The organism is Ruania halotolerans (assembly GCF_021049285.1).
In the GTDB taxonomy this organism is placed as follows: domain Bacteria; phylum Actinomycetota; class Actinomycetes; order Actinomycetales; family Beutenbergiaceae; genus Ruania; species Ruania halotolerans.
In genome coordinates this window covers 1,753,413-1,779,773 of sequence record NZ_CP088017.1, presented here as the reverse complement: position 1 = coordinate 1,779,773, position 26,361 = coordinate 1,753,413, and the positions used below count along the sequence as shown (strand labels likewise).

Annotated in this window: 22 protein-coding genes; 10 read left to right on the top strand and 12 right to left on the bottom strand. The window is 66.6% G+C overall.

The window, feature by feature from the left end:
* The first annotated feature begins 13 nt into the window (after window positions 1-13).
* Entirely contained in the window at window positions 14-1,105 is a 1,092-nt protein-coding gene (locus LQF10_RS07805) for a Gfo/Idh/MocA family protein (RefSeq protein WP_231066914.1), read from the top strand.
* Window positions 1,106-1,205: 100 nt separating this feature from the next.
* Window positions 1,206-2,039, top strand: a complete 834-nt coding sequence (locus LQF10_RS07800) for an alpha/beta hydrolase (protein WP_231066913.1) — start codon at window positions 1,206-1,208, stop codon at window positions 2,037-2,039.
* Between the two features lie 76 nt (window positions 2,040-2,115).
* Here LQF10_RS07800 and LQF10_RS07795 read toward each other — a convergent pair whose 3' ends face one another.
* Window positions 2,116-3,120, bottom strand: a complete 1,005-nt coding sequence (locus LQF10_RS07795; protein WP_231066912.1) for a LacI family DNA-binding transcriptional regulator — start codon at window positions 3,118-3,120, stop codon at window positions 2,116-2,118.
* Between the two features lie 154 nt (window positions 3,121-3,274).
* Between LQF10_RS07795 and LQF10_RS07790 the strand changes: the two genes are divergently transcribed.
* From LQF10_RS07790 to LQF10_RS07775, 4 genes are all read left to right on the top strand, one after another.
* The gene (locus LQF10_RS07790) at window positions 3,275-4,615 is read left to right on the top strand and encodes an ABC transporter substrate-binding protein (protein ID WP_231066911.1); all 1,341 of its coding nucleotides are present in this window, start codon (window positions 3,275-3,277) and stop codon (window positions 4,613-4,615) included.
* Complete coding sequence (locus tag LQF10_RS07785; protein WP_231066910.1) at window positions 4,612-5,559, top strand: carbohydrate ABC transporter permease; 948 nt, start codon at window positions 4,612-4,614, stop codon at window positions 5,557-5,559. Before LQF10_RS07790 ends, LQF10_RS07785 begins: the two co-directional genes overlap by 4 nt.
* Window positions 5,556-6,386 carry a carbohydrate ABC transporter permease gene (locus LQF10_RS07780; RefSeq protein WP_231066909.1) on the top strand — a complete coding sequence of 277 codons (831 nt, stop codon included), beginning with the start codon at window positions 5,556-5,558 and terminating at the stop codon, window positions 6,384-6,386. The genes LQF10_RS07785 and LQF10_RS07780 overlap by 4 nt, the downstream gene beginning before the upstream one ends.
* A 134-nt stretch (window positions 6,387-6,520) precedes the next feature.
* Window positions 6,521-7,435, top strand: a complete 915-nt coding sequence (locus tag LQF10_RS07775; protein ID WP_231066908.1) for a glycoside hydrolase family 43 protein — start codon at window positions 6,521-6,523, stop codon at window positions 7,433-7,435.
* 43 nt (window positions 7,436-7,478) lie between these two features.
* Here the strand turns inward: LQF10_RS07775 and LQF10_RS07770 are convergent, their stop codons facing one another.
* From LQF10_RS07770 to LQF10_RS07740, 7 genes are all read right to left on the bottom strand, one after another.
* Window positions 7,479-8,612 (bottom strand): MFS transporter, encoded by a 1,134-nt coding sequence (locus tag LQF10_RS07770; RefSeq protein WP_231066907.1) that lies wholly within the window; start codon window positions 8,610-8,612, stop codon window positions 7,479-7,481.
* 70 nt (window positions 8,613-8,682) lie between these two features.
* Window positions 8,683-9,417 carry an ABC transporter ATP-binding protein gene (locus LQF10_RS07765; RefSeq protein WP_231066906.1) on the bottom strand — a complete coding sequence of 245 codons (735 nt, stop codon included), beginning with the start codon at window positions 9,415-9,417 and terminating at the stop codon, window positions 8,683-8,685.
* Window positions 9,407-10,162, bottom strand: a complete 756-nt coding sequence (locus LQF10_RS07760) for an ABC transporter ATP-binding protein (protein WP_231066905.1) — start codon at window positions 10,160-10,162, stop codon at window positions 9,407-9,409. Before LQF10_RS07760 ends, LQF10_RS07765 begins: the two co-directional genes overlap by 11 nt.
* Complete coding sequence (locus LQF10_RS07755) at window positions 10,159-11,277, bottom strand: branched-chain amino acid ABC transporter permease (protein WP_231066904.1); 1,119 nt, start codon at window positions 11,275-11,277, stop codon at window positions 10,159-10,161. The genes LQF10_RS07760 and LQF10_RS07755 overlap by 4 nt, the downstream gene beginning before the upstream one ends.
* A complete protein-coding gene (locus LQF10_RS07750) occupies window positions 11,261-12,148 on the bottom strand; it encodes a branched-chain amino acid ABC transporter permease (RefSeq protein WP_231066903.1) in 888 nt (295 codons plus the stop codon). The genes LQF10_RS07755 and LQF10_RS07750 overlap by 17 nt, the downstream gene beginning before the upstream one ends.
* Window positions 12,149-13,372, bottom strand: coding sequence for an amino acid ABC transporter substrate-binding protein (locus LQF10_RS07745; RefSeq protein WP_231066902.1), 1,224 nt, complete (start codon window positions 13,370-13,372; stop codon window positions 12,149-12,151). It lies immediately after the preceding gene.
* Window positions 13,373-13,514: 142 nt separating this feature from the next.
* Window positions 13,515-17,336, bottom strand: coding sequence for a PQQ-dependent sugar dehydrogenase (locus tag LQF10_RS07740; protein ID WP_231066901.1), 3,822 nt, complete (start codon window positions 17,334-17,336; stop codon window positions 13,515-13,517).
* 313 nt (window positions 17,337-17,649) lie between these two features.
* Between LQF10_RS07740 and LQF10_RS07735 the strand changes: the two genes are divergently transcribed.
* Complete coding sequence (locus LQF10_RS07735; protein WP_231066900.1) at window positions 17,650-18,102, top strand: group II truncated hemoglobin; 453 nt, start codon at window positions 17,650-17,652, stop codon at window positions 18,100-18,102.
* A 70-nt stretch (window positions 18,103-18,172) separates the two neighbouring features.
* On the opposite strand, the gene LQF10_RS07730 is transcribed toward LQF10_RS07735, so the two are convergent.
* Entirely contained in the window at window positions 18,173-20,167 is a 1,995-nt protein-coding gene (locus tag LQF10_RS07730; RefSeq protein ID WP_231066899.1) for an SUMF1/EgtB/PvdO family nonheme iron enzyme, read from the bottom strand.
* A gap of 173 nt (window positions 20,168-20,340) precedes the next feature.
* Between LQF10_RS07730 and LQF10_RS07725 the strand changes: the two genes are divergently transcribed.
* The gene (locus LQF10_RS07725) at window positions 20,341-21,360 is read left to right on the top strand and encodes a LacI family DNA-binding transcriptional regulator (RefSeq protein ID WP_231066898.1); all 1,020 of its coding nucleotides are present in this window, start codon (window positions 20,341-20,343) and stop codon (window positions 21,358-21,360) included.
* A 3-nt stretch (window positions 21,361-21,363) separates the two neighbouring features.
* On the opposite strand, the gene LQF10_RS19375 is transcribed toward LQF10_RS07725, so the two are convergent.
* Genes LQF10_RS19375 through LQF10_RS07715 form a run of 3 tightly spaced genes read right to left on the bottom strand, consistent with a single transcriptional unit; the run spans window position 21,364 to window position 23,625 of the window.
* Window positions 21,364-21,489 carry a hypothetical protein gene (locus tag LQF10_RS19375; RefSeq protein ID WP_290371148.1) on the bottom strand — a complete coding sequence of 42 codons (126 nt, stop codon included), beginning with the start codon at window positions 21,487-21,489 and terminating at the stop codon, window positions 21,364-21,366.
* Between the two features lie 43 nt (window positions 21,490-21,532).
* On the bottom strand, window positions 21,533-22,879 hold the full coding sequence (locus tag LQF10_RS07720) for a 6-phospho-beta-glucosidase (protein WP_231066897.1): 1,347 nt from the start codon (window positions 22,877-22,879) through the stop codon (window positions 21,533-21,535).
* Window positions 22,876-23,625: a DeoR/GlpR family DNA-binding transcription regulator gene (locus LQF10_RS07715; RefSeq protein ID WP_231066896.1), complete on the bottom strand. Its 750-nt coding sequence runs from the start codon at window positions 23,623-23,625 to the stop codon at window positions 22,876-22,878. The genes LQF10_RS07720 and LQF10_RS07715 overlap by 4 nt, the downstream gene beginning before the upstream one ends.
* A 111-nt stretch (window positions 23,626-23,736) precedes the next feature.
* Between LQF10_RS07715 and LQF10_RS07710 the strand changes: the two genes are divergently transcribed.
* Together LQF10_RS07710 and LQF10_RS07705 are read left to right on the top strand one after the other, a co-directional pair.
* Window positions 23,737-24,774, top strand: coding sequence for a carbohydrate kinase family protein (locus LQF10_RS07710; protein ID WP_231066895.1), 1,038 nt, complete (start codon window positions 23,737-23,739; stop codon window positions 24,772-24,774).
* Window positions 24,771-26,315: a DUF3604 domain-containing protein gene (locus LQF10_RS07705; RefSeq protein WP_231066894.1), complete on the top strand. Its 1,545-nt coding sequence runs from the start codon at window positions 24,771-24,773 to the stop codon at window positions 26,313-26,315. The genes LQF10_RS07710 and LQF10_RS07705 overlap by 4 nt, the downstream gene beginning before the upstream one ends.
* Window positions 26,316-26,361 lie beyond the last annotated feature (46 nt).

Sequence of the window (26,361 nt, the reverse complement as noted above, 5' to 3'; positions counted from 1 at the left end):
AGGAGGGATGATCATGACGGTGAATGTGGCCCTGGTGGGGCTCGGGTTCGGGGCCGAGTTCGTGCCTATCTACCAGGCTCATCCGGACGCCGAGCTTGTGGCGATCTGCCAGCGCGATCGCGGCAACCTCGATGCAATCGGGGACCGCTTCGGTATCGAGCGGCGGTACACCTCCTACGAGGAGCTGCTGACAGATCCGGACATCGATGCGGTGCACATCAACACGCCCATCCCGCTGCACGCCGACCAGAGCGTGGCGGCGCTGGAGGCAGATAAACACGTGGCGTGCACTGTACCGATGGCCACCTCCATCGAGGACTGTGCGCGCATCGTCGCTGCAGCCCGTGCCAGCGGCCGGACCTACATGATGATGGAGACGGTCGTGTACTCGCGGGAGTTCCTGCACGTGAAGCACCTGCTGGAGACGGGTCAGCTCGGCCGGCTGCAGTTCCTGCGGGGCGCCCACCATCAAGACATGACCGGGTGGCCCGACTACTGGGAGGGTCTGCCGCCGATGCACTACGCCACCCACGCGGTCTCCCCGCTGTTGGCCCTGGCCGGGAAGCGGGCCGAGACCGTCTCCTGCGTGGGTTCGGGGGTGATCCCGGAGAGTCTGCAGGGCCGGTACGGGTCACCGTTCGCGGTGGAGTCCGCGCACATCACATTGGCGGGCAGTGACCTGACGGCGGAGGTGTCGAGGTCCCTGTTCTCCACGGCGCGTGAGTATGTGGAGAGCTTCGACGTCTACGGCTCGCAGATCTCCTTCGAGTGGACACAAACCGAGGGTGGTCAGCCGGTTCTCTTCCATGGGGAGGAGGCTGAGCGCATCACCGTGCCCGACTACGCTCACCTGCTGCCGCAGGAGATCCAGCCCTTCACCACCCGCGGTGTCTACGACGCCGAGAACGGGCACCTCTCCTTCGCCCAGGGAGGTGGTCACGGAGGTTCCCACCCGCATCTTGCGCATGAGTTCGTCCGCAGCATCGTGGAGGGCCGCGAGCCATCGGTGGATGTGCACACCGCAGCGAACTGGACAAGCGTGGGTCTTCGTGCGCACGAGTCGGCCATGCAAGGCGGGCGCCAGATCGAGGTTCCGCAATTCTGAGCGCCACGGGTGCGGCGGCGAGGTTCCGCCGCACCCCGTGCGTGAGTGCGGCCCTCTGCCCTGGCAGGCCACGCCCGATTGGTGGCTCTACGCTGTGGCGATGCGGCGACGAGCGGGTAGTGCGGCGGTGCTCATTGCCATCGCGATCGCGGGGTGCACCATCGACTCCCCGGAACGTAGTGAGGCGATCACGACGAGAATCCAGTATGGCTCGGCCCCGCAGCAGTTCGGCGACCTCAGCGTGCCCGGCAATATCGACGCAGGCCAGGTGCGGCCGGTGGTGGTGCTCATCCATGGGGGTTTCTGGCAGTCCGGGTACGGGCTCGACCTGATGGAGCCGCTCGCGGCCGACCTGACCGAGCGCGGCTATATCGCGTGGAACATCGAGTACCGCAGAGTCGGTGAACCGGGCGGCGGATATCCGGGCACCCTGGAGGACGTCGGTGCTGCGGTCGATCATCTCGACGCGCTCGCCGGCGATCATCCGCTCGACCTCTCAAATGTGACGGTGGTGGGCCACTCCGCCGGTGGCCACCTGAGCCTGTGGGCCGGCACTCGCGCCGATGCTGTGATCACCCCGACCCTCGTGGTCGGCCAGGCGCCTGTTGCCGATCTCGCCGCTGCTGCGACGGCGGATCTCGGTGGAACGGCAGTGACCGACTTCATGGGCGCTGCACCCGACCAGGACCCGGACGGCTACGCAGCCGCCTCTCCCGCTGAACGCCTCCGGGGCTCAGTGCCCCAACTGATCGTGCAGGGTGGTGCCGACACGATCGTGCCCGAGCCCTACGTGGCCGACTATGTGGGACTCGCGCGCACTGTGGGAGCGGAGATTGAGTATGTGGTGGTCGAGGACGCCGACCATTTCGCGGCGACCAGTCCCGAGCACGAACTGTGGGCGGCTGTGGTGGAGCGGTTGCCGGCGGCCGAATAGCGTCCAGCACCTAGGTCTCGAGCTACATACTCGCGCGCCCGTACCGCTCGCGCGTACGGCGTGAGCATGTTCCTGCTCAGCCGTTCCCCACGGTCGATTCCCGCACCTGCAGCTGCCATGACACCTTGACCTGTTCGGCCTCGCGCTGGCGGTCAGCGATGCGGGCCAGCAGCAGGGTGAGCACCTGGTCGACCAGCGCGTCCAGGTCCGGCGCTACCGTCGTCAACGACGGCGTATGGAACCGACCCTCGGGGATGTCATCGAAACCGACGATCGCGACGTCTTCGGGTACCCGTACACCCGCCTGGTGGCACGCTCGAATCGCACCAATGGCCATCAGGTCGTTGAAGCAGAAGACGGCATCCGGCCGGGTAGGCCCAGCCAGCAGAGTCCGCATCGCGGCAGCCCCGTCCTCGCGGGTATACCCGGTCACGTCGATCACGTGCTCGGGCAGCAGTTCTATTCCGGCCTCGTCGATCGCTGCCGTGAATCCGCCCAACCGGGCCGATGCCGTGCCCTCCAGCGCTTCTCGCCCGACGGCGGCGAGCCGGCGCCGGCCGATCTGGATCAGGTGCTCGGCCACACCACGTGAGGCACCGTAGGAATCGACTGCCACATAGTCGTGATCGGCAGGAATCCCCCGTTCGCCGAGCAGCACCAGCGGCCTGGTGTCAGTGCGGGCGGCGACCTCCTCGGCGGTGACGGCCAGCGGGGAGAAGATGACGCCGTCGATCATGTGCGCCTGCATCCCTGCCAGCACCAGCCGTTCACCGTCATGGTCAGCGTGTGTCATATCAAGCAGGAGGAGGTAGCCCCGCCGGTTCGCCTCGGCCGAGAGCCGTTCAGCCAGTTCGGCGAAGTACGGCGAATCCAGTTGCGGTACGGCGAGAGCGAGAAATCCGCCCCGGCCATGTTTGAGCTGACGTGCCGCCAGGTTCGGCCGATACCCGAGTTCGTCGATCGCCGCCTGCACCTTCGCGCGAGTCACCGGGCGCACGTGGGGGTGGTGGTTGATCACGTTGGAGGCGGTCTTCATCGACACACCAGCACGCTCCGCCACCTCCTTCAGCCGCACCACCATGGCCACATCGTATGCGCACCGGCACCGTGATTGCGCCACATGTTCACACACGATCACACAAATCTGGACACGCTAGGTCAACCGTTGTAACGTCGCTCTCGACCATCCCGGGTCAACCGTCGTAAATGGCATCTCGACCTCAAAGGACTCAACGATGAGCGCATCACTTCCGCAGTTCTCACCCACCCGCCGCGGTGTGCTGCTCGGCCTCGCTGCAGCCGGCGCCGTCGGGCTTTCCGCCTGCTCCGGTGGCTCTTCCCCGCGGGACGAACCCTCCGCGCCTGCCGGTGATGGCGGCGCGTCCGGCTACGACGGCCCGAACGTGGAGCTGGCGTTCTGGAACGGCTTCACCGGTGGCGATGGACCGATGATGCTCGACCTGGTGGACCGGTTCAACACGGAACACGAGAACATCGCCGTGACCATGTCCACCATGCAGTGGGCCGATTACTACTCCCGCCTCCCCTCTGCGGTCTCCTCCGGGAATGGCCCGGATATCGGCATCATGCATGTGGACTCAGTGGCCACGAACGCTGCCCGCAACGTGATCCAGCCGCTGGACGACGTGGCCGCCGCACTGAACCTGCAGGAAGGCGACTTCGCACCGGTGCCATGGGCAGCCGGCATCTACGACGGGCAACGTTTCGCCATCCCGCTGGACGTGCACCCGCTCGGCTTCTACTACAACAAGACCGTGATGGCTGATGCGGGCCTCGATCCGGAAGCTCCGCCGTCGACCCTGGACGACTACATGAGCGCCCTGGACACCCTCAAGGGCGCTGGCATTCAAGGGCACTGGGCGAGCCCGTTCCCGTTCACCGGTGGCCTGAGCGTGCAGTCACTCACCTACCAGTTCGGCGGTTCGCTGTTCAACGAGGACGGTACCGCGGTGGTCTGGGACGATCAGGCCGGGGTGGACGCACTCAGCTGGTGGGTCTCGCTGATCAGCGAGGGCTACTCCCCCGACAATGTGGATCAGGATGCCGAATACGTCGCCCTGAAGAACGGCAGCGCCGCATTCAACTGGAACGGCATCTGGCAGATCAACGACCTCAAGCAGAGCGACATCGAGTGGGGCGTTGCGCCGTTGCCCGTGATCGGCTCCCAGCCGGGCGTGTGGGCAGGTTCGCACCAGTTCGTGCTGCCTGTGCAGCGCAGCGAGGACGAGAACAAGGCCACCGCCTCGCGGGTGTTCCTGAACTGGATCTCCCAGCAGTCGCTGGAGTGGGCCGAGGCCGGGCAGGTGCCGGCGCGCAACGAGGTACGTGAATCGGCCGAGTTCGAGGCGCTCACTGAGCAGGCCACGCTGGCCAGTCAGATCGATGATCTGCACTTCCCGCCCACGGTGCCGGGGATTTCGGACTGCATGGCCGAATTCGACAAGGCCCTGAACGAGGCAGTCCTCGAAGGCAAGGACCCGCAGACCGCCCTCTCCGATGCTGCCGGCCGGGCCACGCAGATCCTCGAAGAGAACGCCGAGCGATACGGCGCATGAGCACCCGCCGTACGACGCGGCGATCAACCCAACATGGGTCGCCGCTCACTCCCTTCCTCTTTCTGGCGCCGTATCTGCTGCTGTTCACGGCGTTCGTGGCGGTCCCGGCCGTGTTCGGGCTGTGGATCAGCGCGCACGACTGGGATTACCTGCTCGATCACCGCCCCTTCGTGGGTTTCGGGAACTACGCCAACCTGCTCGACCCGGATTCAGTGGCCTTCGGCGACTTCTGGAACGGGATGACCAACACCGCGCTCTTCACCGTGGTGAGTGTGCCGTTCCTGCTGTCCATCCCACTGGGTGTGGCGATGCTGCTGCACATGAAGTTCCCGGGGCGCACGTTCTTCCGGGCCGTGTTCTTCGCCCCGTATGTGCTCGGCGTGGCGGTGATCGGTCTGATGTGGCGGTACCTGCTCGATGGCAACTTCGGCCTGGTGAACGCGATCCTCGGCACCGACATCTCCTGGACCACGTCCCAGCCGTGGGCGTGGATCGCGCTGGTGGCGGTGACGGTGTGGTGGACGATGGGCTTCAACGCGATCATCTACCTGGCCGGGCTCGGCGACATCCCGCCCGACCATTACGAGGCGGCCGCACTCGATGGGGCCAACGCTCTGCAGCGCTTCCGGCACATCACCATCCCCGGAATTCAACCGGTGTTCGTGTTCGTGGCGGTCACCACGATCCTGGCCAGCGCGAACATGTTCGGTCAGTCCTATCTGATCACTCAGGGCGGGCCCTCCCAGAGCACACAGACGGCGCTGATGGTGATCACCGAACTGGGCCTGAGCCGCTTTCAGATGGGTCAGGCCGCGGCACAAAGTTATGTGCTCGCGTTCTTCCTCGGGATCATCTCCATCTTGACGTTTCTCGCCACCCGGGATCGGGACCAGGCACGCGAGCGCCGCGCCCTACGCAAGGGCGTTCGGGGGGTGGCCCGATGATGCATCGCGCTGCCCGGAACCCGCTGTTGTGGATCGTGCTGGTGCTGCTCTCGATGGTGATCATCGGGCCGTTGGTGGCGATGGCGCTCACCTCGCTGAAGACCACGGCCGAGTCCCAGACCTCCCCGCCCACACTGTGGCCGGAGGTGTTCACCTGGCGGGCCTATGAGGTGCTGTTCGCGGCCGCTGACAATCCGATCCTGCAGTGGTTCGCGAACTCGATGATCTCGGCCGCCGCGCACGCGGTGCTGGTGGTGACGGTGGCCTCGATGGCCGGGTATGCCTTCGCGCGGATGGAGTTTCCCGGCAAGAACGTGCTGTTCGGGGTGGTGCTGTCCACCATGTTCGTGCCCGGATTCATCTTCCTGATGCCGAACTTCATCACCTTGGACACGATCGGCTGGCTGGACACGCTGCTGGCGGTGATCGTGCCCGGTGCGGCGGGCGCGTTCGGGGTGTTCTTCATGCGGCAGTTCTTCCTGCGGCTACCCAAGGAGTTCGAGGAGAGCGCCCGCATCGATGGCGCTGGACCGCTGCGCACATTCTGGTCGATCGTGCTGCCCAATACCCGCCCCGCGATGGTCACGTTGCTGGTGATCAGCTTCCTGGCGAACTGGAATGACTTCATCTGGCCGATCTTCGTGCTCTTCTCCGATGCCAACCTGACCCTGCCGGTGGGCCTGTCGAAGCTTCAGGGTGCGTACACAATCGACTACCCGGTGGTGATGGCCGGAGCCGTGATCGCGTCACTGCCGGTGCTGCTGTTGTATGTCTTCGTGCAGCGCTATGTGATCGATGGGGTCGCCGCATCGGGGGTGAAGGGATGATCGCCGACGGCGGCCCCTCCCGCCGTAGGCTGCGCGCCCTGGCCGGGGCGTGCGTGGGCCTCACGGTGGCTGCAACGCTGCTGGCATGTGCGCCATCAGAGAGTGAGGATCCACCAACGAACGAGGAGCAGACCATGACCGGTTTCAGCAATCCCGTGGCGCCGACGAACTTCCCGGACCCGGATGTACTGGCCGATGGGGACGGTTTCGTCGCATTCGCCACGAACGGCAACGCGATGAACGTGCAGACCATGGTCAGCGAGGATCTGGTGCACTGGCGCCAGGGCCGGGACGCACTCCCCCAGCTGCCGTCCTGGAGCACCTCGGGCAAGACGTGGGCACCGGAGGCGATCGCCTGGCCGGATGGCACATTCCGTCTGTACTACACACTGCCGGCGCCGGGCCTGAACCATCAGTGCATCTCGGTGGCGGTGGCCGATGCGGTAGCCGGCCCGTATACCGACGATGCGAGCGAACCGATGATCTGCGAGACCGACGAGGGCGGCTCGATCGACGCCTCCCCCTTCATCGCCCCCGACGGGACCGCCTACCTGTACTGGAAGAACGACGGCAACCACATCGGGGTGGAGTCCTTCATCCGGGTGGCCCCGCTCGCCGAGGACGGGATGTCCCTGGCCGGCGAACCGGTCGACCTGATCGGCGCCGACCAGGCCTGGGAGGGCGAGCTCGTCGAGGCGCCCTACGTGTGGGAGCACGAGGGCACGTACCACCTGTTCTACTCGGCGAACTCCTATGCGAATGAGTCCTACGCCGTGGGTCACGCCACCTCCGACAGCCCGACCGGGCCGTTCACAAAGGATCCCGATCCGGTGCTGGCGAGCAATGACGTGGCTGCGGGGCCGGGGCACAACACGCTCATCGAGGTGGACGGGCGAGTGTGGATGATCTACCACGCCTGGTCACCGGACGCCGTGGGTGATGAGTCCGTGGGCCGGCAGCTGTGGCTCTCGGAGGTGACGTTCCACGAGGACGGGAGCGTGGACGTGGCGCCGCCCAGCGCCGAGGTGGAGACGCTGCCGGTGGGGTAATGGATCTCGCCTCGCCAGGTGTGGAGCAAGCATCGGAGTCCGATCAACGCCGCACAGCGCGGACGGCCACCACCACTGCGACCACAGCACTGAGCGTTCCGCCCACAACGAATACCGCCGAGATCGGTAGCCCGACGATCAGCCACCCCGCCACGACCGGCCCGAGCACCTGGCCAGTTCGCGCACAGCTCTGCCACCAACCGAACCAATGTCCGCGATCGACCACCGCGATCCGCGCGGCCAGCACCGGGTTGAGAATCCCGTAGCAGATCCCCGCACCGATGAGCGCCGCGATACCGAGCCCGCCGGGGGCCAGGCCGGCACCGGCAACGAACACGAATCCGATACCCCAGCCGAGGGTCATGAGCACCGCGTAGCGCTCCCGTGCCCGCCACCGGCCGGTGGCAAAGGTGGCAACAGTCGCCAGCGCGGACTGCACCGCCAGCGCCCACCCCCGCCAGGTCAGGTCGACGCCGTTGGCGTCCAGCAACAGTGGGGTGAGCAACAGGAACCATCCGAAGACCAGCACGTTCAGCGCCACAGTCATCGCGAGGATGCCCACCACCTCGGCCGACGGCGCGCGACGGCTGGCCGGGGACGCCGTCGGCGTGGCCTCTGGCGTAGCGGACGCGGCGGCCCCCGGCAGCACCCGCCACACCACCACTGCCGCTGGGAGCGCCAGGCCGTACCAGGCGAACGGCGCCAGGCTGCTGTACCCGCCCAACGTGGATCCGACGAGTGGGGCCAGCACCATCGTGATGCTGACTACGGCAGCGTTGTAGCCCACGGCGCGGACCCGTCGCTCCGGTGCCACCGACCCTGCGAGGAGGAACGACAACGCCACGAGTCCGCCACCGCCGACCCCTTGAACGAGTCGCAATGCCACCGCCAGCGGAAACGACGTCACCAATACCAGGCTCACCCCGGCCGCACCGAACACCGCCAGGCAGGCGACGAGCGCGAACCTCTTGCCTAAGGCCCGGGCCAACCGGGCCGCCAGCACACCGGTCACGATCCCGGGCAGCATCACCGCCATCTGAAAGTAGGCCAGTTGCTGCACGCCCACCTGGTAGCGGTCGGCGAGCTCAGGCAGGACCGGAGCCAGGAGCGAGACGCTGGAGACACCGAGGGCCGTCACTGCGAAGGCGACGGCCATCAGCGTGCGGTCGCGGGTCATGCTCCCGCCCGGAAGGCTGCTGCGCATCTGCCATGTGGGGCCGCACGAGCGACGATCGACAGGGTCACGGTCAGGCCGATGGACGCCCACCGAGATAGAGGTCGCTGAGCTTCGGATCTGCGAGCAGGTCCGCCGCGGGGCCGGTGGCGAACACCCGTCCGAGGTCGAGCACGCAGCCGATGTCCGCCATCTCCAGCGCACGGCGAGCGTTCTGCTCCACGATCAGCACCGCGACCCCGTTCTGACGCATCCGGTCGACCTCCTCGAAGATCGTCGCGGTCCGTTTGGGATCGAGTCCCATCGAGGGTTCATCGAGCAGGACGACGTCGGGTTGCACGATCATGGCGCGGCCGAACTCGACCTGCTTCTGCTGACCGCCGGAGAGCAGTCCGGCCGTATCGGTCCAGCGCTGCGCGACCACGGGGAACACCGACTGGACGAATTCGATCCGCTCAGCCATCACCGACTGGTCGGGCAAGGAGAAGCCGCCGAGGCGGATGTTCTCCTCGACCGTCATCTCCTTGAACACCGAGTGCCCCTGGAGGACGTGGGACAGGCCACCGCGCAGCAGCTGTTGTGGCCCTTGTCCGGTCACATCGGTGCCGTTGAGCACCACCTGCCCCGAACGGGGCCGCAGCATCCCACTGGCAACCTTCAGGACGGTTGACTTACCGGCACCGTTCGGCCCGACGAGGCAGACCACCTCCTGACGGCGGACCTGGATCGAGAGACCGCGAAGCACCAGTGCGGCCTTGCCGTACCCCGCCTCGATGTCCACCAGCTCGAGAACCACATCAGACGCCAAGGTATGCCTCCAGGACTCGCGGGTCGGAACGCACCACATCGGGAGTGCCGGTGGCGATCGGTTGGCCTCGGTCGAACACCACGATGTGATGGCACAGACTCATGATCAGCTCCATGTTGTGCTCGACGATGAGGAACGTGGTGCCCTCCTCGTTGAGCTCGCGCACCAGCACCGCGATCCGCTCGATCAGCGACGGGTTCACCCCGCCGGCAGGCTCGTCGAGCATCACGAACGGCGGGTCGGTCATCAGGGTCGAAGCCAGCTCGAGCAGCTTCTGCTGGCCGTAGGAGATGTCTCGAGCCTCAGAATTCTCCAGGTGATCGATGCCCACCCGCGCCATCATCGCTCGCGCACGGTCGACCGTCTGAGGATGATGCGAGTTGGCCAGGTACTCCCGCAGCGTCCGGGGTTGAACCGCGACCAGCATGTTCTCCAGCACCGTCATGCGGGGGAACACCCGGCACAGCTGGAAGCTTCGCCCCAGTCCGGCGCGGGCGATGCGGTGCGGTGCCCAGCCGGTCACGTTCTGCCCGTGCACGCTGATCGTGCCCGAGTCGGGCCGGATCATCCCGGTGACACAGTTGAAGAACGTGGTCTTGCCGGAGCCATTGGGGCCGATGAGCCCGTTGATCTTGCCTTCGTAGAACCGTGTGGTGGCCCCGTCAACTGCATGCACGCCACCGAAGGACTTCTTCAGTTCGTGCGTGGCGAGAACCGCGGGGGGCTCAGTTGCGCTGGCGTTCACGGGCTTTCCTCCGTTCGTGCGTCACGGTCGCTCTCCTGGGCACCCGGATCGCTCCGGTCCTGCTCGGCACGCAGATCCTCTGCGGAGACCTCGCGGATCGAGGCGGCCTGCGGCTGCAGCCGGGCACGAAGCTGGGCCACGCCGGTCAACACCCCGTCCGGCAGGAACAGCACCACCAGCGCGAGCAACAGTCCGGTGGCGATCAGGTGGAACTGGGTGTCGCCGTAGTTGAGCACGAAGTACTCCAGCGCCGCTCCGATCACCAGCGCACCCAGCAACGGGCCGAACAGGTACCGGATCCCGCCGAGCAGTGCCATCAGCACCACCGTGGAGCCGAGCACGATGTCGAACTGGAAGATCGGGTCCAGATCGCCGAACCAGAGACCGTAGAAGGCTCCGGCGAGTGAGGTGAACGCCGCCGAGATGAGGAACGCCACGAGTTTGAGCCGCATCGTCGGCGAACCGAGCGACTCGGCCTTGTCCTCGTCTTCGCGCACGCCCTTCAAGGCGGCACCCAGACGGGACCGGTCGATCAACGTCCAGACCGCCATAGTCACCGCGAGCAACCCGAGGAACAGGTAGAAGAACGTCTCATGATGCTCTGGCCGCAACATGTCCGGGAACGGCCGGGGCACCACGAATCCGTCCGAGCCGCCGGTCACGGCTCCCCAGCTCTGGAACACCAGCTGGAGTACCAGGACCAACGCGATCGTCACGATCACGAAGGACGCACCCCGCACTCGCAGTGCAGCGAGTCCGACCGGGAGCGCGATGATCACGGTGGCCACCATCGCCAGTACCGCAGCGAGCAGGAAGTACATCTCGGTGTGGATCACCAGCAGGCCGGTGCCATAGGCGCCGAGGCCGAAGAACGCCGCATGCCCAAGCGAGATGTACCCGGTGAATCCACCCATGATGTTCCAGGCGGTCGCGAACACCGCATAGTTGAGCACCACCACGCCGGCGCTGACCATGTACGGGTTGGGAGCGATGGTGGGCCACAGCGCCAGCACGGCGAGGGCGATCACGATCGCGATCACAGGGCGCCAGCGGCTGGTGCTCGCCTGCAATGCGCGAGCGCGCAATCGGGGCGTGGTTTCAGAAACGCTGGGCAAGGCGGCCTCCAAAGAATCCTTGCGGCCGGACCATCAAGGTCGCGAACAGCGCAACATAGAAGATGGTCTGCGCCCACGTGGGTCCGAGCGGAATCTCGAGCATGATCCGCAGCACCCCGAGTAGCAGTGCAGCAATCGCTGCGCCCGGCACGGAACCAAGTCCACCGACGACGATGATCGCCATCAGCGGTCCGATCCAGTGCCAGTGCAGCGAGGGGTAGATCGTGGCCTGCAGCGCCAAGGCGGTACCGCCCACTGCCGCCGTGGCCAAGCCCAGGCCGAATCCGAACCCGGCCACTTTGTCAGTGTCGATACCCAGCAGTTGGGCGGCCTCCCGATGCTGGATGGTGGCCCGTAGCGCACGGCCGAACCGCGACTTCTTCAGCAGCAGGTACAACGCCCCGAGGCTGAGACCGGCGAGCACGAAAGAGACGATCTGCACCACCGGTATCGCCGCGCCGAAGAAGTTGAAGTTCGAGGCGGCGTAGGGCAGGTTGATGCGCCGCTGGGTGCCCGTGTACACCATGCCGAGCAGACCTTCGATGATGAGCGCGATCGCGAAGGTGATCAGCACGGACATCATCGTCATCGTGGCCGGCTTCAGCCGCGAGATCAGCCAGCGCTGGATCGCGAAGCCGATCAGGAAGAACAGCGGCACGCTGATGATCAGCGAGAACATCGGATCCAAGCCGGTCACGACGTTGAACCGCCACGCGATATAGCCGGCCAGGATGATGAATGATGCGTGCGCCAGCATCACCACCCGCATGATGCCGAAGTACAACGTCAGGCCCGCTGCTAGGAGGGCGTACAGCCCTCCTAGCAGCAGCCCGAGGATGAGACTCTGGAAGAGGAGCGTTCCGGTGACCACTCACCACTCCGGCTTCGGGTAGACGAGCTCGGCCTCGGCCACATCGCTGGGAAGCACGGTGGTGATCTCGCCGTCAACGTACTGCAGGATCATGTGCGCACCGTTGGGGCGGCCTGCCTCATCCCACGCCAGGGGGCCGACCACAGTGTCCACGGTGGCGGTGCGCAGGTACTCGATCAGTTCCTGCTGGCACTCACCCTGCTCTGCACAGCCGACTGCCTCCACGGCTGCGGCCACGACCTGACCGGTCGTGTACGCATTCGCCTCATCTTCCTGGGGGCGTTCACCGTGCACCTCCTCGTGGGCTGCCACGAACGCCTCGTTCGAGGGCCACGGGGCGTTGTTGTCATACCCGGTCGGGGAGATGATTCCCTCCACGCTGCCACCGATCGCCTCAACGAACTCCGGGTTGGTCGGGGCCGTGGAGAAGGCCGCCATCCGCGGCTGGTAGTTGAGCTGCTGCAGCGCCAGGATCAGGTTGACGGCATCCTGGTACTGGGTGCCACCCACCACCAGATCGGGGTCCGCATCCGCGATCGCCGCTGCGATGGCATTGAAGTCGGTCTGGTTCGGCGGATACACCTCGTCGACCACGACCTCCACGCCGGCCTCGGCGAGCTGGTCGCGCAAGCCGTACGCGGTGCCCTGTGCGAACGGATCGTCCATCGCAGCGACCGCCATCGTCTGGGGCCGCTCGTCCTCGGGCATTGCCAGGATGTGGTCGACCAGGTTGTTGTAATGATCGGGGGCGATCGCGGGCGCGGCGTAGAAGATGTTGTCGAACCCGTTCTCGAACACCTCGGCGGCTGCGGCCGCCGGCTCGACGAAGAGCATGCCGTACTCGTTCGCCACCCGTGAGGCCGGGACCACGAGGCGCGTGGAGAACGGCCCGAACACCAGGTCCACCTCCTGCTGGGCGATCAGCGCCTCGTAGTCGGAGACCACCCGGGCCGCGTCCGAGGCGTCGTCCAGGATCTCCAGCTCGACCTGGCGCCCCAGCAATCCGCCGTTCTCGTTGATCACATGGGCCCACGTCTCATACCCGCGTTGCACACCCTGACCGGGTTCGGCGAAATCACCGCTCAGTGGCAGCGAGATCCCGATGACGATCGGGTCATCCCCACCGTCCTCCGATCCGCCGCCGCCATCATCGCTACAGGCCGCGAGCCCCAGCGCCACCACCATCGGCACTGCTGCGAGCCGGGCGTATCTCCTCGTTGACATCCGTCCTCCTCATTGGTTTCGGAAGCACTGTAGAAAGCGCTTTCCGCAGACTACGGGCAACCACGCCGATGGACAACCCCCTCTGTGCCCGGGTGCAGAGGGGCCGGATGCGGCGGGCCGTCGTCGGCCCGCCGCATCGCTGCTACCGGGGCTGCACCTCGATCCGCACACTCGCTTCGAGATCGGAGTGCCGGCCGATGGCCACCAGGTCGCGCTCACCCGGGGCGAGGCGTGGCCGGGTCCGCACGTCCACCTCGAACGCGCCCTCGGCATCGGCGAACACCCGGCCGGCCAGACCTGGTTGACCCTCGATCCGGAGGAACACATGCTCACCCGGCGCGAAGCCACTCCCGGTCACGCTGAGCGACTCGCCGGCTCGCACCGGCGCCCCGTCGGTATCCAGGCGGGGGCCGTCCTGCGGCACCGAGACAGTCAGGTTCCGCATCCGGCCGGTGTTGTCGAAGGAGCCGAAGCCGATCCGGCCGGAGTCGAAGGTGTCATCGGTGGCCGTCAGCAATGGCCGGTCGAGCCCGTCCACCCACACGGCGATCTCGCCGGTGTCCGCACAATGCACCAGCCGGACGCCGTGCCATTCCTCGTCGGTCACGGCCGGCGGCGCACCGATGCTGCCGTCCCATTGACCGTCAATGCGCTCCCGGTCGGCGTTGTCCACCCGGAAGATGCCGTTGTGGGCATAGATCGTGTTGTCCTGGGAGAGGTGCGCGTAGTAATACTCGGTGTCCGACTGGTGCCCGAAGACCAGGATGATGTCCCGGTTGTTCACCGAGGCCGGAGCATCGAGGCGCACGTCTGCCTCGATCTGTACCGAACCGAAGGGTTCGGAATCCAGCAAGGCGTATTCGAACGGCCGCCGGATCCCATCGCCGGGGTTCGTCCCCGGCTCGGCAAGGATGATTTCTTCACCAGGGAACTCCCACAGGCCCGGGGTGCGTGGCTGCCAGTTCTCACCGGCCATCAGGTCGGTGAGCTCCTCATCGAAGGAGCAGCTGGGGATCTCAGGCGGTTCTGCCTGCTCCACCTCGAACATCGCATACTGGGCAGCGATCTGTTCCGGGGTCAGGGCCGCGTCCAGGAACATCAGGTCGTCCATGCGGCCGTTGAACGGGTTGGCCTCTCGCGTGTTCTGCGGATAACTGCCCCCGATCTTGAGACCCGCCGGGTTGCTCGGTGAGGTCGACCCCTCACCCCAGGGGTTGTCCGCCCGGGTGTACTCACCCTCGAGCGGTTCACCGTTCATGAACAGCTGCATCTCGCCGGCAGCGAAATCGAAGGTGGCCGCCAGGTGGACCCACTCCCCTCGTTCCAGGATCTGGTCCCACGGCAGCGTGGCCGCGTAGATCCAGGACGATTCGCCGTCGATCCGCCTCGCCAGGCCCACCAGACGCAGCTCGCCGTCCACCTGGATCACCTCCAGGAGGGCACGCACGGCGTGCCCGTCTGAGGTGCCGGTCAGCACACCGGCCAGACCGATGGCGTTGTAACGGTCCTCGGGGTTGTCGCTGTTGCTGTTCAGCGCCGGGTGCAGGCCGGTCGGCTTAAACCAGCCCATGACCGACGTCGCGTCCACTCCGGCCAGGCCTGCCAGCGAGGCGACGCCATCGGGGTTGTGCACGCCGGCCTTCCAGTCGTCGTTCGACTGCTCGGTGGGGCTCATCTGCTGCGTCTGCAGCGCCTCCCCGGCCCCAGGGTAGGCGGCGTCGGCCACGCGCATCTCGACGCCGCCGTTGACCAGTTCGATCTCAGTCCCGGAGGTGCCCTGGTCGGCTTCGAAGGTCGGTGCACCGTCCACCGGGTGGTCGAAGTCGTAGTGCGCCACGACGTTCTCGGCCAGCTCCGGCAGCACGATCGGCGACTGCGCGGTGACGGTGCGCGCCCCGGTCACCTTCCAGATCTTCCCGTCCGCCTTGGCCACCAGGTACAGCTCACCGTCACCGTCGGCTCCGAAGCGCAGGTCGACTCGACTGTCCCCGACCAATTCCTGGAACGTCGTCTCCTGGCCCTCGTGGAAGACCCGCAGTTCCTCGATCGGCGCCAGGTCGTCTGGGTCGCCGTCGTTGCGGATCATCTCGTCGGCATCGGCGGAGAGTACCCAGCCGCGCACCAGGTCGGTGAACAGGTACCGCCCTTGGAGCTCGGGGATGTCTCCGCGGTAGACGAAGCCGCCGTTGACGGCCACGCCGGCGTCACCGGTCTGCCCGGGATCGCGGTTGTGGTCGTACGCGGTCACGGGGTAGGTGAATCCGTAGTCGGCGTCGTCGTCCGGTAGCGGGAAGATCTGCCGGTTGTCGGCGCGGAACGGACCTTCGCGTTCGGACCAGCCGAAGTTGTCGCCGGGGAGCACCTCGTAGATCGACTCGACCTGCCACTCCCCGATGTGACCGAGGTACATCGTGTGCTCACCGGCCGGGTCCCAGCTGATCCGGTGCGGGTCGCGCATCCCGACGGCGTAGATCTCCGGGAGTGCGCCGGGCTCGCCCAGGAACGGGTTGTCGGCGGGGATACCGTACTGACCGTTGGCGCTGTCCTGGCCCGCGGTGTCGATCCGCATGATGGTGCCCTGCGGGGTGCTCAGGTCCTGCGGATTGCCGTTGCCCACCCCGTTGCCGCCGTCGCCGACGAGGATGTACAGCATGCCGTAGTCCGCATCGCCGGGTTCGACAGTGGGGTTGAAGGCGATCTGCTGGACGGTGTGCACTCGTCCCGCGAACGGGAAGCGCATCAGCTCACGGCTGGTCCCCTCGAAGGTCTCGGCCGCGGGATCGGCGGCTGTCCACTCGGTGATCACGCTGTGGAACGAGGTGTTGCCGTAGCTGGGGAAGTCCGGTTCGTCTTCACTCAGGGCGCTGCCGCCCTCGGTGTGCACGGTGTAGAAGATGCCGTTCTGGGCGAACTCCGGATGGAACTCGGCGAAACCGAGGCCGGTGCCCAAGCCGGCGTGATTGTGAAAGTTGTCGAGGAACTGATCCCGCACGTTCAGGTACGGCACGTACTCGCCGGAGTCCTTGTCCACGAGATAGAGGATGTCGTTCATGTCGGGCACCATCAGTCGCCCAGAACCGTCCGGAACCTCGTCGAGGTGAGTGATGCGGTTGTGCCGGATGAGTCGCTGATCCTGCGTCTGCGGCGTCGTCTCCGACTCCGGCAGCTGGGCGAGCTCAGTCACCTCGATCCCGAGCGTGGACTGCTGCGGGTCGGGTAGTGGGTTCAGCAGCGGCTGCTCCTGCTCCCCGGTGTAGGCGCAGTCGGCCGGGTTGCCGGTCGGGTTGGCCAGATTCTGCCCCGTGGTGTCGATCGCGACATCGTCGAGGGTAAGCTGGCCCGCGCTGCTGGAACCGTTGATCCAGAAGAACCGGTCCAGAGCTCCGGAGACGTTCGTGCGGAAGGCGAACTGCTCGTCGGCGCCCTCCGGAAGGCGGGTGACCTCCTCGTATGGGCCACCTTGGCTATACACGGTGACCTGATCCGCCGCATTGTCGGCCACGATCCACACGCACTGCCAGCTGTCCTCAGCCCAGGCGCCTGCAGGCTTGAACCCGCCGCCGTCGCGAACCAGCATCACGTCGTTGTTCTGATTGTTCACATAGGCCCGGCTGTCGGTGTAGGTGGTCGGTGCATCCACATCGGTGATGCCGAACGAGGTGTCAACGCTGCCGCTGCGCATGAACCGGAAGAACAGGGTGCCGGTCTGCCCGTCGGCGATCTCCGGGATCGCACGGTGGGCCGAATTCGACCCTCCGACCATCTCGAGGACCTGGTTGTTCCCGTTCAACGGGTCGGCGATCACTTGCGCCGCTGCCGATGCGGACCACCCATCCTGGCCATCGAGAGCGTCACGGGTGTAGCCCTCGAAGTTGAGAAGTTCGGTGAACTCGTGCGCGTCGGCGCTGGCGGGTGCAGCCAGGGCACCGAGGCCGAGAACGGCAGCTACACCCCCCGCTGCCATCGATTTCATCGTTGGGAATCGTCGCTGCGCTGACATCATTGTCCTCCTCGTGGAAAGCGCATTCTGAGGCTGTGTCAGCGAGGGTATGCGCTTTCCGCTAGGAGCGCTACCGTTGTCAGCGGGCGAACTATGTGCTATTGGCCGCATGTATTGCCGGAGCGGCTGAACGTTGCAGAATGCCGTTCATTGCGCGGCTGACGGGGCCGCTGCCTTCCGTCAGCACCTGCATCCGCCGCTGCGCCCGCAGGGGGCGCAACCTCCCGCGCTGATCGTTCGAGGGCCGCGCTTGGCCCGGTAGGTCTACCGTGGAGTGATGGCGACCAGCATCTACGACGCCATGGGAGGCGCGGACGCCGTCCGTGCCCTCGCGCAGGCGTGGCATCGGCGCTGCCTGGACGACCCGATCCTCGCCCACGCGTTCGAGCAGGGCACCCACCCCGCTCACACCGAGCGGCTCGCCGCCTACTGGGCCGAGCAACTCGGCGGCCCCACCGGGTACACCGACCACATGGGCACCTACACCGACGTGATTGCGATGCACGCCGGTAACGGCCCGCACGAGCAGATGGATGGCCGCGCGGTTGCCGCGTTCACCCTCGCACTCGATGACGCGGGTGTCCCGAACGGCCCTGACCTCCGGTTTCAACTGATCGCCTGGTTCACCTGGGCCACCGCGATGCTCAATCATCACTGGTCTGACCCGAAGGACGCGCCCGACGATCTTCCGCTCCCGCAATGGGGGTGGGAGGGCACCGACGGGTGGTGAGCGGGCGGCTGCGAGCCCGGTACGCTCCCTGAACGCGACGGAATTGGCTCCCACCGGGCGGCAGGAGCGATCAGTCGTTCTCCGCCGGCAGATCAACAGCGCAACGAAATCCCAATGAGGGGGAACGAGTCAGGCCGGCGCCGTAGATCAGCAGCTTCGCGGAGACCTCGGGGCCGCGTACGCCGCCGTCGAAGTACCAGTCCGAACCAGTGCTCTGCCATTCGCTGCCGCCCTTGAGGATGACGAAGCGGGTGCGGCCGTCCGAATGTGCACTGCCGGTCAGGTTCCAGATGACGGGCGCACCGCGTTCGAGCAGGCCCGCCTCGCCGGCCACCTGCCATTCGTCCTCGGTCGGCAGCCTCGCTCCCGCCCACGCGGCGTACGCGGTGGCGTCGGCCAGGTCGACGTAGGTCACCGGCTCCGCCTCACGCCCCGGAGGCGGTGCGCCCTCGACCCAGTGCGCCAGGAACCGCTCCGGGCGGCGCGGCCGGTAGCCGGTGGCGGTGAGGAACGCGGCGAACTGCTCGTTGGTCACTTCGGTGCGGTCGATGGCGTAGGGGTTGAGGTGCACCGAGCGGTGCGCGGTCGCCGTGTGATGCAGGCGGGGCGGCAAGGGCTTCCATTCGTCGACGTAGGGCGCCTCGCCATAGAGCCCGGTCTCGCGGGCGCGATAGCGCACCACCAGGTCATACCGGCCACCCTCGACGCTGACCGAGCCGTCGGGCACGTGCGGCGAGGGCGCGGAGCGGACCGGGAGTCGTTCGGCTGTGCGCAGCGGGAACGAGGCGTCACTCACCGGCGGCTCAACGGGTTCGGCCTCGACCGGATCGGCGGAGGCCAGCACGGCCGCCACGGCGCCGGCGGGCAGGCGGCCACCGATCACAGTCCGGCCGCTGACATCGGTGGTCACCGAGAGCGGGATCCCGGCGGTCAACTCGGTCAACGCCGCCCCGGCAGGCACATCCGCGACCAGCCACGGCCCGTCGTAGTCCTCATCGCCCCGGTTCACCAGCGTCCACAGCGTGCTGCCGGCATGCTCCCAGCGGGAGGCGTACACGGGCGTCACGTCGCCGGGGTGATCGGCGAGCGGCGTCCACTGTTCGCTCTGCAACCACGCCCCGTACTCGCGCTGGACGCGCCGCATGGATCGCAGTATGGCGCGATCGCGCGCGCTCCACCCGACCCAGACGCCGAACACGTTCTCCCAGACCAGGATCCCGGAGCCGTTCAACCAGGCCGAGTGCAATTCGGCCAGGTGGCTACGGTTCCACCGTCGGAGGTGGTGCAGGAGGTGGCGGCGTTCGAACCAGCGCGCCCGCATGACTCCGGGAACCGGCGAATCGGCGAACCATTGCGCCCAGGACATGGAATGATCGTGCAGCCGGGCCAGCGGCAGCCGGGACTCGCCGGAGAGGCTGAGCCCGGGGCGCACAGCGTCCAAAGCCGCCCGGACATCCGCACTGCCCTCTTTGGCGCTGTCCAGGAACAGCCCATCTGCCCCGAGCCGATCGACGAAGCCGGCCGCCACCACCGAGACGTCGGGTTCATCCGGTTGGACCGAGGCATCGGCACGGGGCCACTCCTCCCAGGGGTAGTAGGAGAGGATGACCCGCACCCCGCGGCTCTGGAACCGGGCAATGACCTCCGGAAGTTCGGGAACGTCGTAGAAGTCGAACTGACCGCGCGCATCAATACCTTCGTTGGGATAGGCGTGCCAGAGCAGGGCGATATCGAAGCCACCGAAGTCACGCTCGGCGGCGTCCAGGTAGCCGTCGACGTCGAACCGCTCGGCGTCGTGGTCGTAGAGCAGTTCGTCCCAGAGCCACGTCAGGGCCATCACGAAGCCGTCGGTGCGTTCGGTGTCATACCGGGAGCCGTCATAGCCCAGTCGCGTGCGTGCCTCGTCCCGCCACCGGTGCAGCTGACGACGCCACGTGGGCCAGTCGGCGGGGTCGTCGGGAGCGGCGAAGATCTTGGCCTCGTCCAGCAGCGAGAGGTCCGCGTCAGGGTCGAGTGGGACGTCGGTAGGTCCGTCGATGGGCCGTGGGACGTAGGGGCTGAACACGAAGCATCCTCCTGAGGATCCGATCCCCGAGCTGATCATGTAACTGATTACATGGCGAACGTAGATGGCGTCGACAGCCCCGTCAATGGTTAATGGCAGTGCTTGACGCACTAGCACCCCACGCCTAGGTTCGCTGATGTAATCAATACCGCGCGGTTCGAGGAGGCTGGGTGATGGCAGACACATCATCTGACTCCCGGGGTGCCACGATCAGCACAGTGGCCGATCGTGCGGGTGTCTCTGTGGCTTCAGTCTCGCGATACCTGAACGGCGATCCGAAGGTCAGCGTCCAGATGCGCCACCGCATCAAGAACGCCATCCGTGAAACGGCCTACACGCCGAAGGCAGCAGCGCGCTCACTCCGGGGCCGCAGTACCCGGCAGATCAGCCTGGTGGTTGAAGACATCGGCAACCCCGCCTACGTGGAGGCAATGCGCTCACTGCAAGAGCTCGTCCACGAGCACAGACTGCGGCTGCTCGTGGAATCCACTTACGGACAACTGGAGAAAGAACTGAAGGTTGTCCATGATCTCGCTGAGCGCTATGTCGACGGCGTCGTGCTCTTCTCGACTGGCTTCGCGCCGCGGCTGATCCAAGAGCTACAGACCCCAGCCGTACCGATCGTCGTGATCGGGTCGGTTCCGCAGGACATCGTCGTGGACTCGGTCGGCGCCGACGCCGGCGGAGGAGCCCGCCGCGCCGTCGAACACTTGCGCCATCAGGGATGCCGCCGGGTCGGCATGGTCAGCGGCCCGCAGGGGACCCTGCCTGCCAAAAGTCGGTTGGAAGGTTTCCGCGAAGGCCTAGCCGACCACGCCAACGCGCCGGTGGTGCACGCCACCGCCTTCACGCGCGAAGCGGGGTACCTGGCCACCATGTCACTGTTGGATACCGGCGACAGACCGGACGCCCTCCTGTGTGCCAACGACCAGTTGGCAGTCGGTGCGCTCAACGCCTGCCTGGACCGGGGCCTGCGCGTGCCGGAGGACGTCGCCCTGGTCGGGATGGACAACAGCCGCGACGCCACGATCTGCCGACCGCAACTGACCAGCGTGGATCTGCGGTTCGCCGATCGTGGTCGCCTCGCCGGTCAGATGCTGCTGGACCGGATCCACGGCCGGTACGACGGCGCACCGCGACGTCAGAGCGTCTACACCGACCTCGTCATCCGGGGCTCGAGCACGCGCAGCTGAGACTCATCGACGAGCCCGAGCTGGTTGAGGGGCGTGGATCACGGCGAGGCTGCGGTAGATCACGATGTCGCCCGTGGTGGAGTCGACAATCTTCTCGATCTCATCGACGCGCCGGGCGTAGCGGCGCATCTCATCACTCTCGCTGGGGTCTTGGCGTCTGCGATTTCCCAGATCAACCGCCGAGCGCGGCGGCGACGCCCGGGATGCGGGACTGGTACTCCTCGAGCAACTGGCCCGCAACTATCGAGGAGTCGACCAGCGGGTGGCCGGCGAAAGCGCGCCACGCCAACTCCGACGAGCGCTCGAGCGAGGCCCGGAGCACCAGCTGTTCGCTCGCCTTGACCTGGACCATCAGCCCGAGCATGTCACCCTCAATGGCAGCAACACGGTGGGGGTGGATGCCGTCGGTGTCCACCGTGCACGGCACCTCCACCACAGCGTTCTCCGGAAGTTCGGGCACCAGTCGCGGGCCGTCGAGCGAGTCATTGCCGACATTGAGGATCATCGTGGCGGCCGGTCCCCCGGTGAGCGCCGTCATCAGATCCAATGCGACCTGCTGATACCCGCCATTCTCCACATCCTCGATGTTGCGGCCATGCAGGTCGCCGGCCTCGCGCGACTCCCCCATATAGCTGGCCTCGCGATCGTGCAGGGTACGACTCCACGATTCGAGGTTCGGGTCAGCGCCGTAGAACTCCCCCTGTTTGGCAGCTAGGTACTGCCCGCGCGTCTGCTCCGCCCCCCGGATCCGAGTGACCGCCTCACGGGTGCGGTAGTAGTAGAAGAGATACTCGTTCGGCAGCGCACCCAGTGCGCGGACCCAATCCAGCCCGAGCACGCGCGCCTCTTCGATCTGCGCCAGCCGGCTCTCATCGCCCAGGATCTCCGGTAGCACGTCGCGTCCGTCGACTGTCAGGCTGCGTAGCCATCCGAGGTGGTTGAGCCCGACGTAGTCGAAGGTCACCTCCTCCGGGCGGTGCCCAGCCACCCGGGTAGCGCGGCGCATGAGGCCAATCGGTGTGTCGCAGATTCCCGTGACGCGGTCACCAAGAATCTCGCGCATGGCTTCAGTCACCAGGCCGGCAGGGTTGGTGAAGTTGATGACCCACGCCTGCGGCGCGATATCGCGGACCATCCGCGCGAGATCGCGAGCGTGCGGGAGCGTCCGGAGCGCGTAGGCGAGCCCGCCGGGCCCAATCGTCTCTTGGCCGAGCACGCCGAGATCGAGTGCCACTCGCTCGTCGAGCATCCGGCCCGCGATGCCCCCTACCCGCATCGCGGAGAAGACGAAGTCTGCTCCGCGGACCGATTCTGCTAGGTCTACGGTGGAGGTCACGCGCACGGGGTGCGCCATCGTCTTCGCAAGGTCAGAGATGACCGCACGGATCGCGTCGATCCGAGAGGCATCGACATCGAACAGGCACAGCTCGTCGATGCGCAGGCGAGCTGCGGGATCGGAGACCGCCTGGAAGATTTGCGGCACACGGAATCCTCCACCACCGATGATCGTCAGCTTCATCCGACCAGCACCTCACTTCCCGCCCGCCGCAGTGCATCCAGCGCCTCGTTCGAATCGTGCCGACTCGTCACCACAGTGCCGATGCTGTCCGGGCCGCAGACGGCGAGCAGCCCCGTGCCGGGGAACTTGTCATCGGCCACGACGAGAACGCTCCTCTCCGCGGCGCGCAGAATTGCTCGTTTGACCGGAACCTCGATTCCGGTGGAGTCGAGCAGGCTGCCGTCGCTGCGCACCCCACTGGCACCGAGGAATGCGATGTCGGCGGTGATCTGACTGAGTGCGGATTCGGTCAGGGCCCCGACGAGCGAGAGGTAGGACGGCCGCAGGACGCCACCAAGCACGATCAGTTCGGTCTCCGGCGAGTCCCGCAAGGCATCGATGACTGCGAGCGATGCGGTGATGACCGTGACCCTGCGACCGCGGAGATGACGAGCGACCTGCGCGACCGTGGTGCCGATGTCGCAGATGATCACGTCCCCATCGCGGACGAGTTCGGCCGCCCGACGACCCAGGCGGTCCTTCTCCTTCGCGTGGGTCGGCGCGATCTGGTGAAAGGGGGCGGGGTCCGGGTCCACTGAGCCCCCTCCACGGACCCGCTGCAGGAGGCCTTCTTGGCCTAGTTCGTTCAGATCTCGGCGGATCGTGGAGAGGCTGACGCCGAACTCATCGGCGAGATCTTGCACCGAGACCTCGCCGGAGGTTTGGAGCGCAGCAATGATCGACGCGCGTCGGGTGGTTCGCAACATGGACGGAAGTATACGCACATGCGAGCATTTTCAGTCAGTTGCACGCAGTAGCGCGCACTGCTAGCGTGCACGATCAGTCATTCCCGGTACCTGATCAGGAGCAACGAAGCCGTGACCTCACCCCCCAATGGCCGTCCGCCACACGTCGTCGTCCTCGGCGATGTGTTCGTCGACCTGGTGCTCGCAGGCCTGGCCGAACCGCCCGTGGCAGGTCGAGAGGTTTACGCGCTGGACAGCACACTCGCGCCGGGCGGCAGCGGCAACCACGCCGTGGCATTGGCACGGCTGGGCGTGCGCACCCGCCTGGTGAGCGCACTCGGCGACGACGACCTCGGCCTGATCATTCAACGCCAGCTCCGTAGCTCAGGGGTTCTCCTCGAGGATGCGCTCCACTGCGAGCGTTCACACGTCACGGTCAGTCTTTCCTCCGCCGACGACAGGGCGCTGGCCACCTACCTCGCGCCCGAGCAGGGGCCGGTCGAGCCCGCGCCGGAGGCCCCGTGGGCGGACGGCGTGGTGCTCTACCTCTCGAGCACCGCTGCCGACGGCACGTGGTGGCGTACGGCGTCTGCCCAGGGATCGCGTGTGTATGCCGACATCGGCTGGGACCCGAGCGGTGAGTGGGCGGTCGAATCACTGGAGCCACTCGCCCACTGCCACGCGTTCCTCCCCAACGAGCAGGAAGCACGCGCGTACACCCGCACCGACACTCCCCGGGCAGCCGCGGCGGCACTGACCCGCCACGTCCCGGTGGTAGTTCTCACCTGCGGGCGCGACGGAGCGCTGGCCATCGATCAACGCACCGGCGAAGAGGCCCGGGTACCCGCCCTGGCTGTCGATGCGGTCGACCCCACCGGGGCCGGGGACGTCTTCGTCGGGGGCTTCGTCACCGCCGATCTGCTCGATCTTCCGCTCACCGACCGACTCGCGTTCGCCACCCTGACGGCCGGTCTTGCCGTGCGTCGCCTCGGAGGCTCGCTCGCAGCGCCGACCGTCCACGAACTCTCCCGTTGGTGGCAGCAGCTGCGAACCACGCGCGGATCTGACCAACGTGACCTGCAACGGCGCTATGAGTTCCTCGAAGACCTCCTTCCTCGCCTCATCGCGGGCCAAACCGGCGCACCCGCCGCCGACGAGGTGCCGGCATGACCCGCCGTCGGGGCCAGAGCGACTTGCCGGCCTACGGCGGGATGAGCGCGTTTGCGGGCGATATCCACAACCATTGTGCGATCAGTTACGGCCACGGATCCATCGAAGATGCCTACGCCAACGCACGAATGCAGCTGGACTTCGCCTCGGTGACCGGTCATGCAAGCTGGCACGACATGCCGGAAGATCCAGCGCACGTTGCCGACTACCACCGCAGAGGGTTCGCCCGGCTGCAGGAGCAATGGGAGCACGTTCAGGACGTCACTGACGGGGCACATGTTGACGGTGAGTTCGTCTCCTTCCTCTCGTTCGAGTGGCATTCGATGACCTACGGCGATCACTGCATCTACTACCGCAGCGGGCGCGGACCACTCGCTCCGGCGCAAGCGCAGTCCCTGGAGGAGTTGCGGACCGAGCTACGCGCCGTCCAGGCCGCCGGCCTACCGACGATGGCTCTGCCGCACCACATCGGCTACCTGGCAGGGCGGCGCGGAGTCAATTGGGACACCTACTCCGCCGAGTTGTCCCCCGTGGTCGAGATGATCTCCATGCACGGCAGCGGCGAACAAGACAACTCCCCACGCCCATACCTGCACACCATGGGGCCTCGAGATGCCGGAAGCACGGCGATCGCCGGCCTCGGCCGCGGACATCGCTTCGGTTTCATCGGTTCCACCGACCATCACAGCGCCCATCCAGGTAGCCATGGCCACGGCCTCGCCATGGTGTGGGCACCTGAACTCACGCGCGAATCGCTCTGGGAAGCGATCCAGGCACGCCGCACGTACGCGATCACGGGCGATCGCATCATGCTCGCCACCAGCGTCGACGGCGCGCCCATGGGAAGTGAGATCACCGCCAGCGGTTCGCGAGAGATCGCCGTGCAGGTGCGCGGCGGCGCGGCACTGGAGACAGTCCAGCTGCTACGCAACGGCGAGGTCATCGCAGAGAAGCGGCCAGAACACGCGACGCTCTCAGACACCTTCGACGGCATCCTCGCGATCGCGTTCGGCTGGGGCGAGGTGGGCGCCTTCATCGACTGGGACGTCGAGGTGAGTCTGAGCGGAGGGGAGATCCACGCCGTCGAACCACGGCTGCGTGGCTACGACACGTTGGCCGATCAGGCCGGCGAGACCGACCGGTACGCCTTCTCCTCCTGGCGGCAGACCTCCCGCTCCACAGCCACGCTGACCACCCGCACCTATGGCAACCCCACCGTGACCACTGACGCCACTCAGCAGCTCGCCCTGCATGTCGAGGTTGGTGCCGATGCCGTGCTGACCGTGACCGCCAATGGTCGGACCTTGCGCCGCACGATCGCTGAGCTCATGACTGGGCCAGCGGTCTCCTACATCGGTGGCTTCCTCAGCGGCGCGTTCGTGATGCATCGCGCGCTCCCCTACCACGCTGCTTCGCTGACGTGGGAGCTGACCGACGAAGGCACCGGCGACCAGACCGACATCTATTACGCACGGGTACGCCAGGTGAACGACCAGCATGCCTGGAGCTCCCCCACATGGGTCACCCACCCCCGGGCCTGACCAACTCGCTCTTCACCCATCCCCGCACGATCACTTCGGAAGGTGC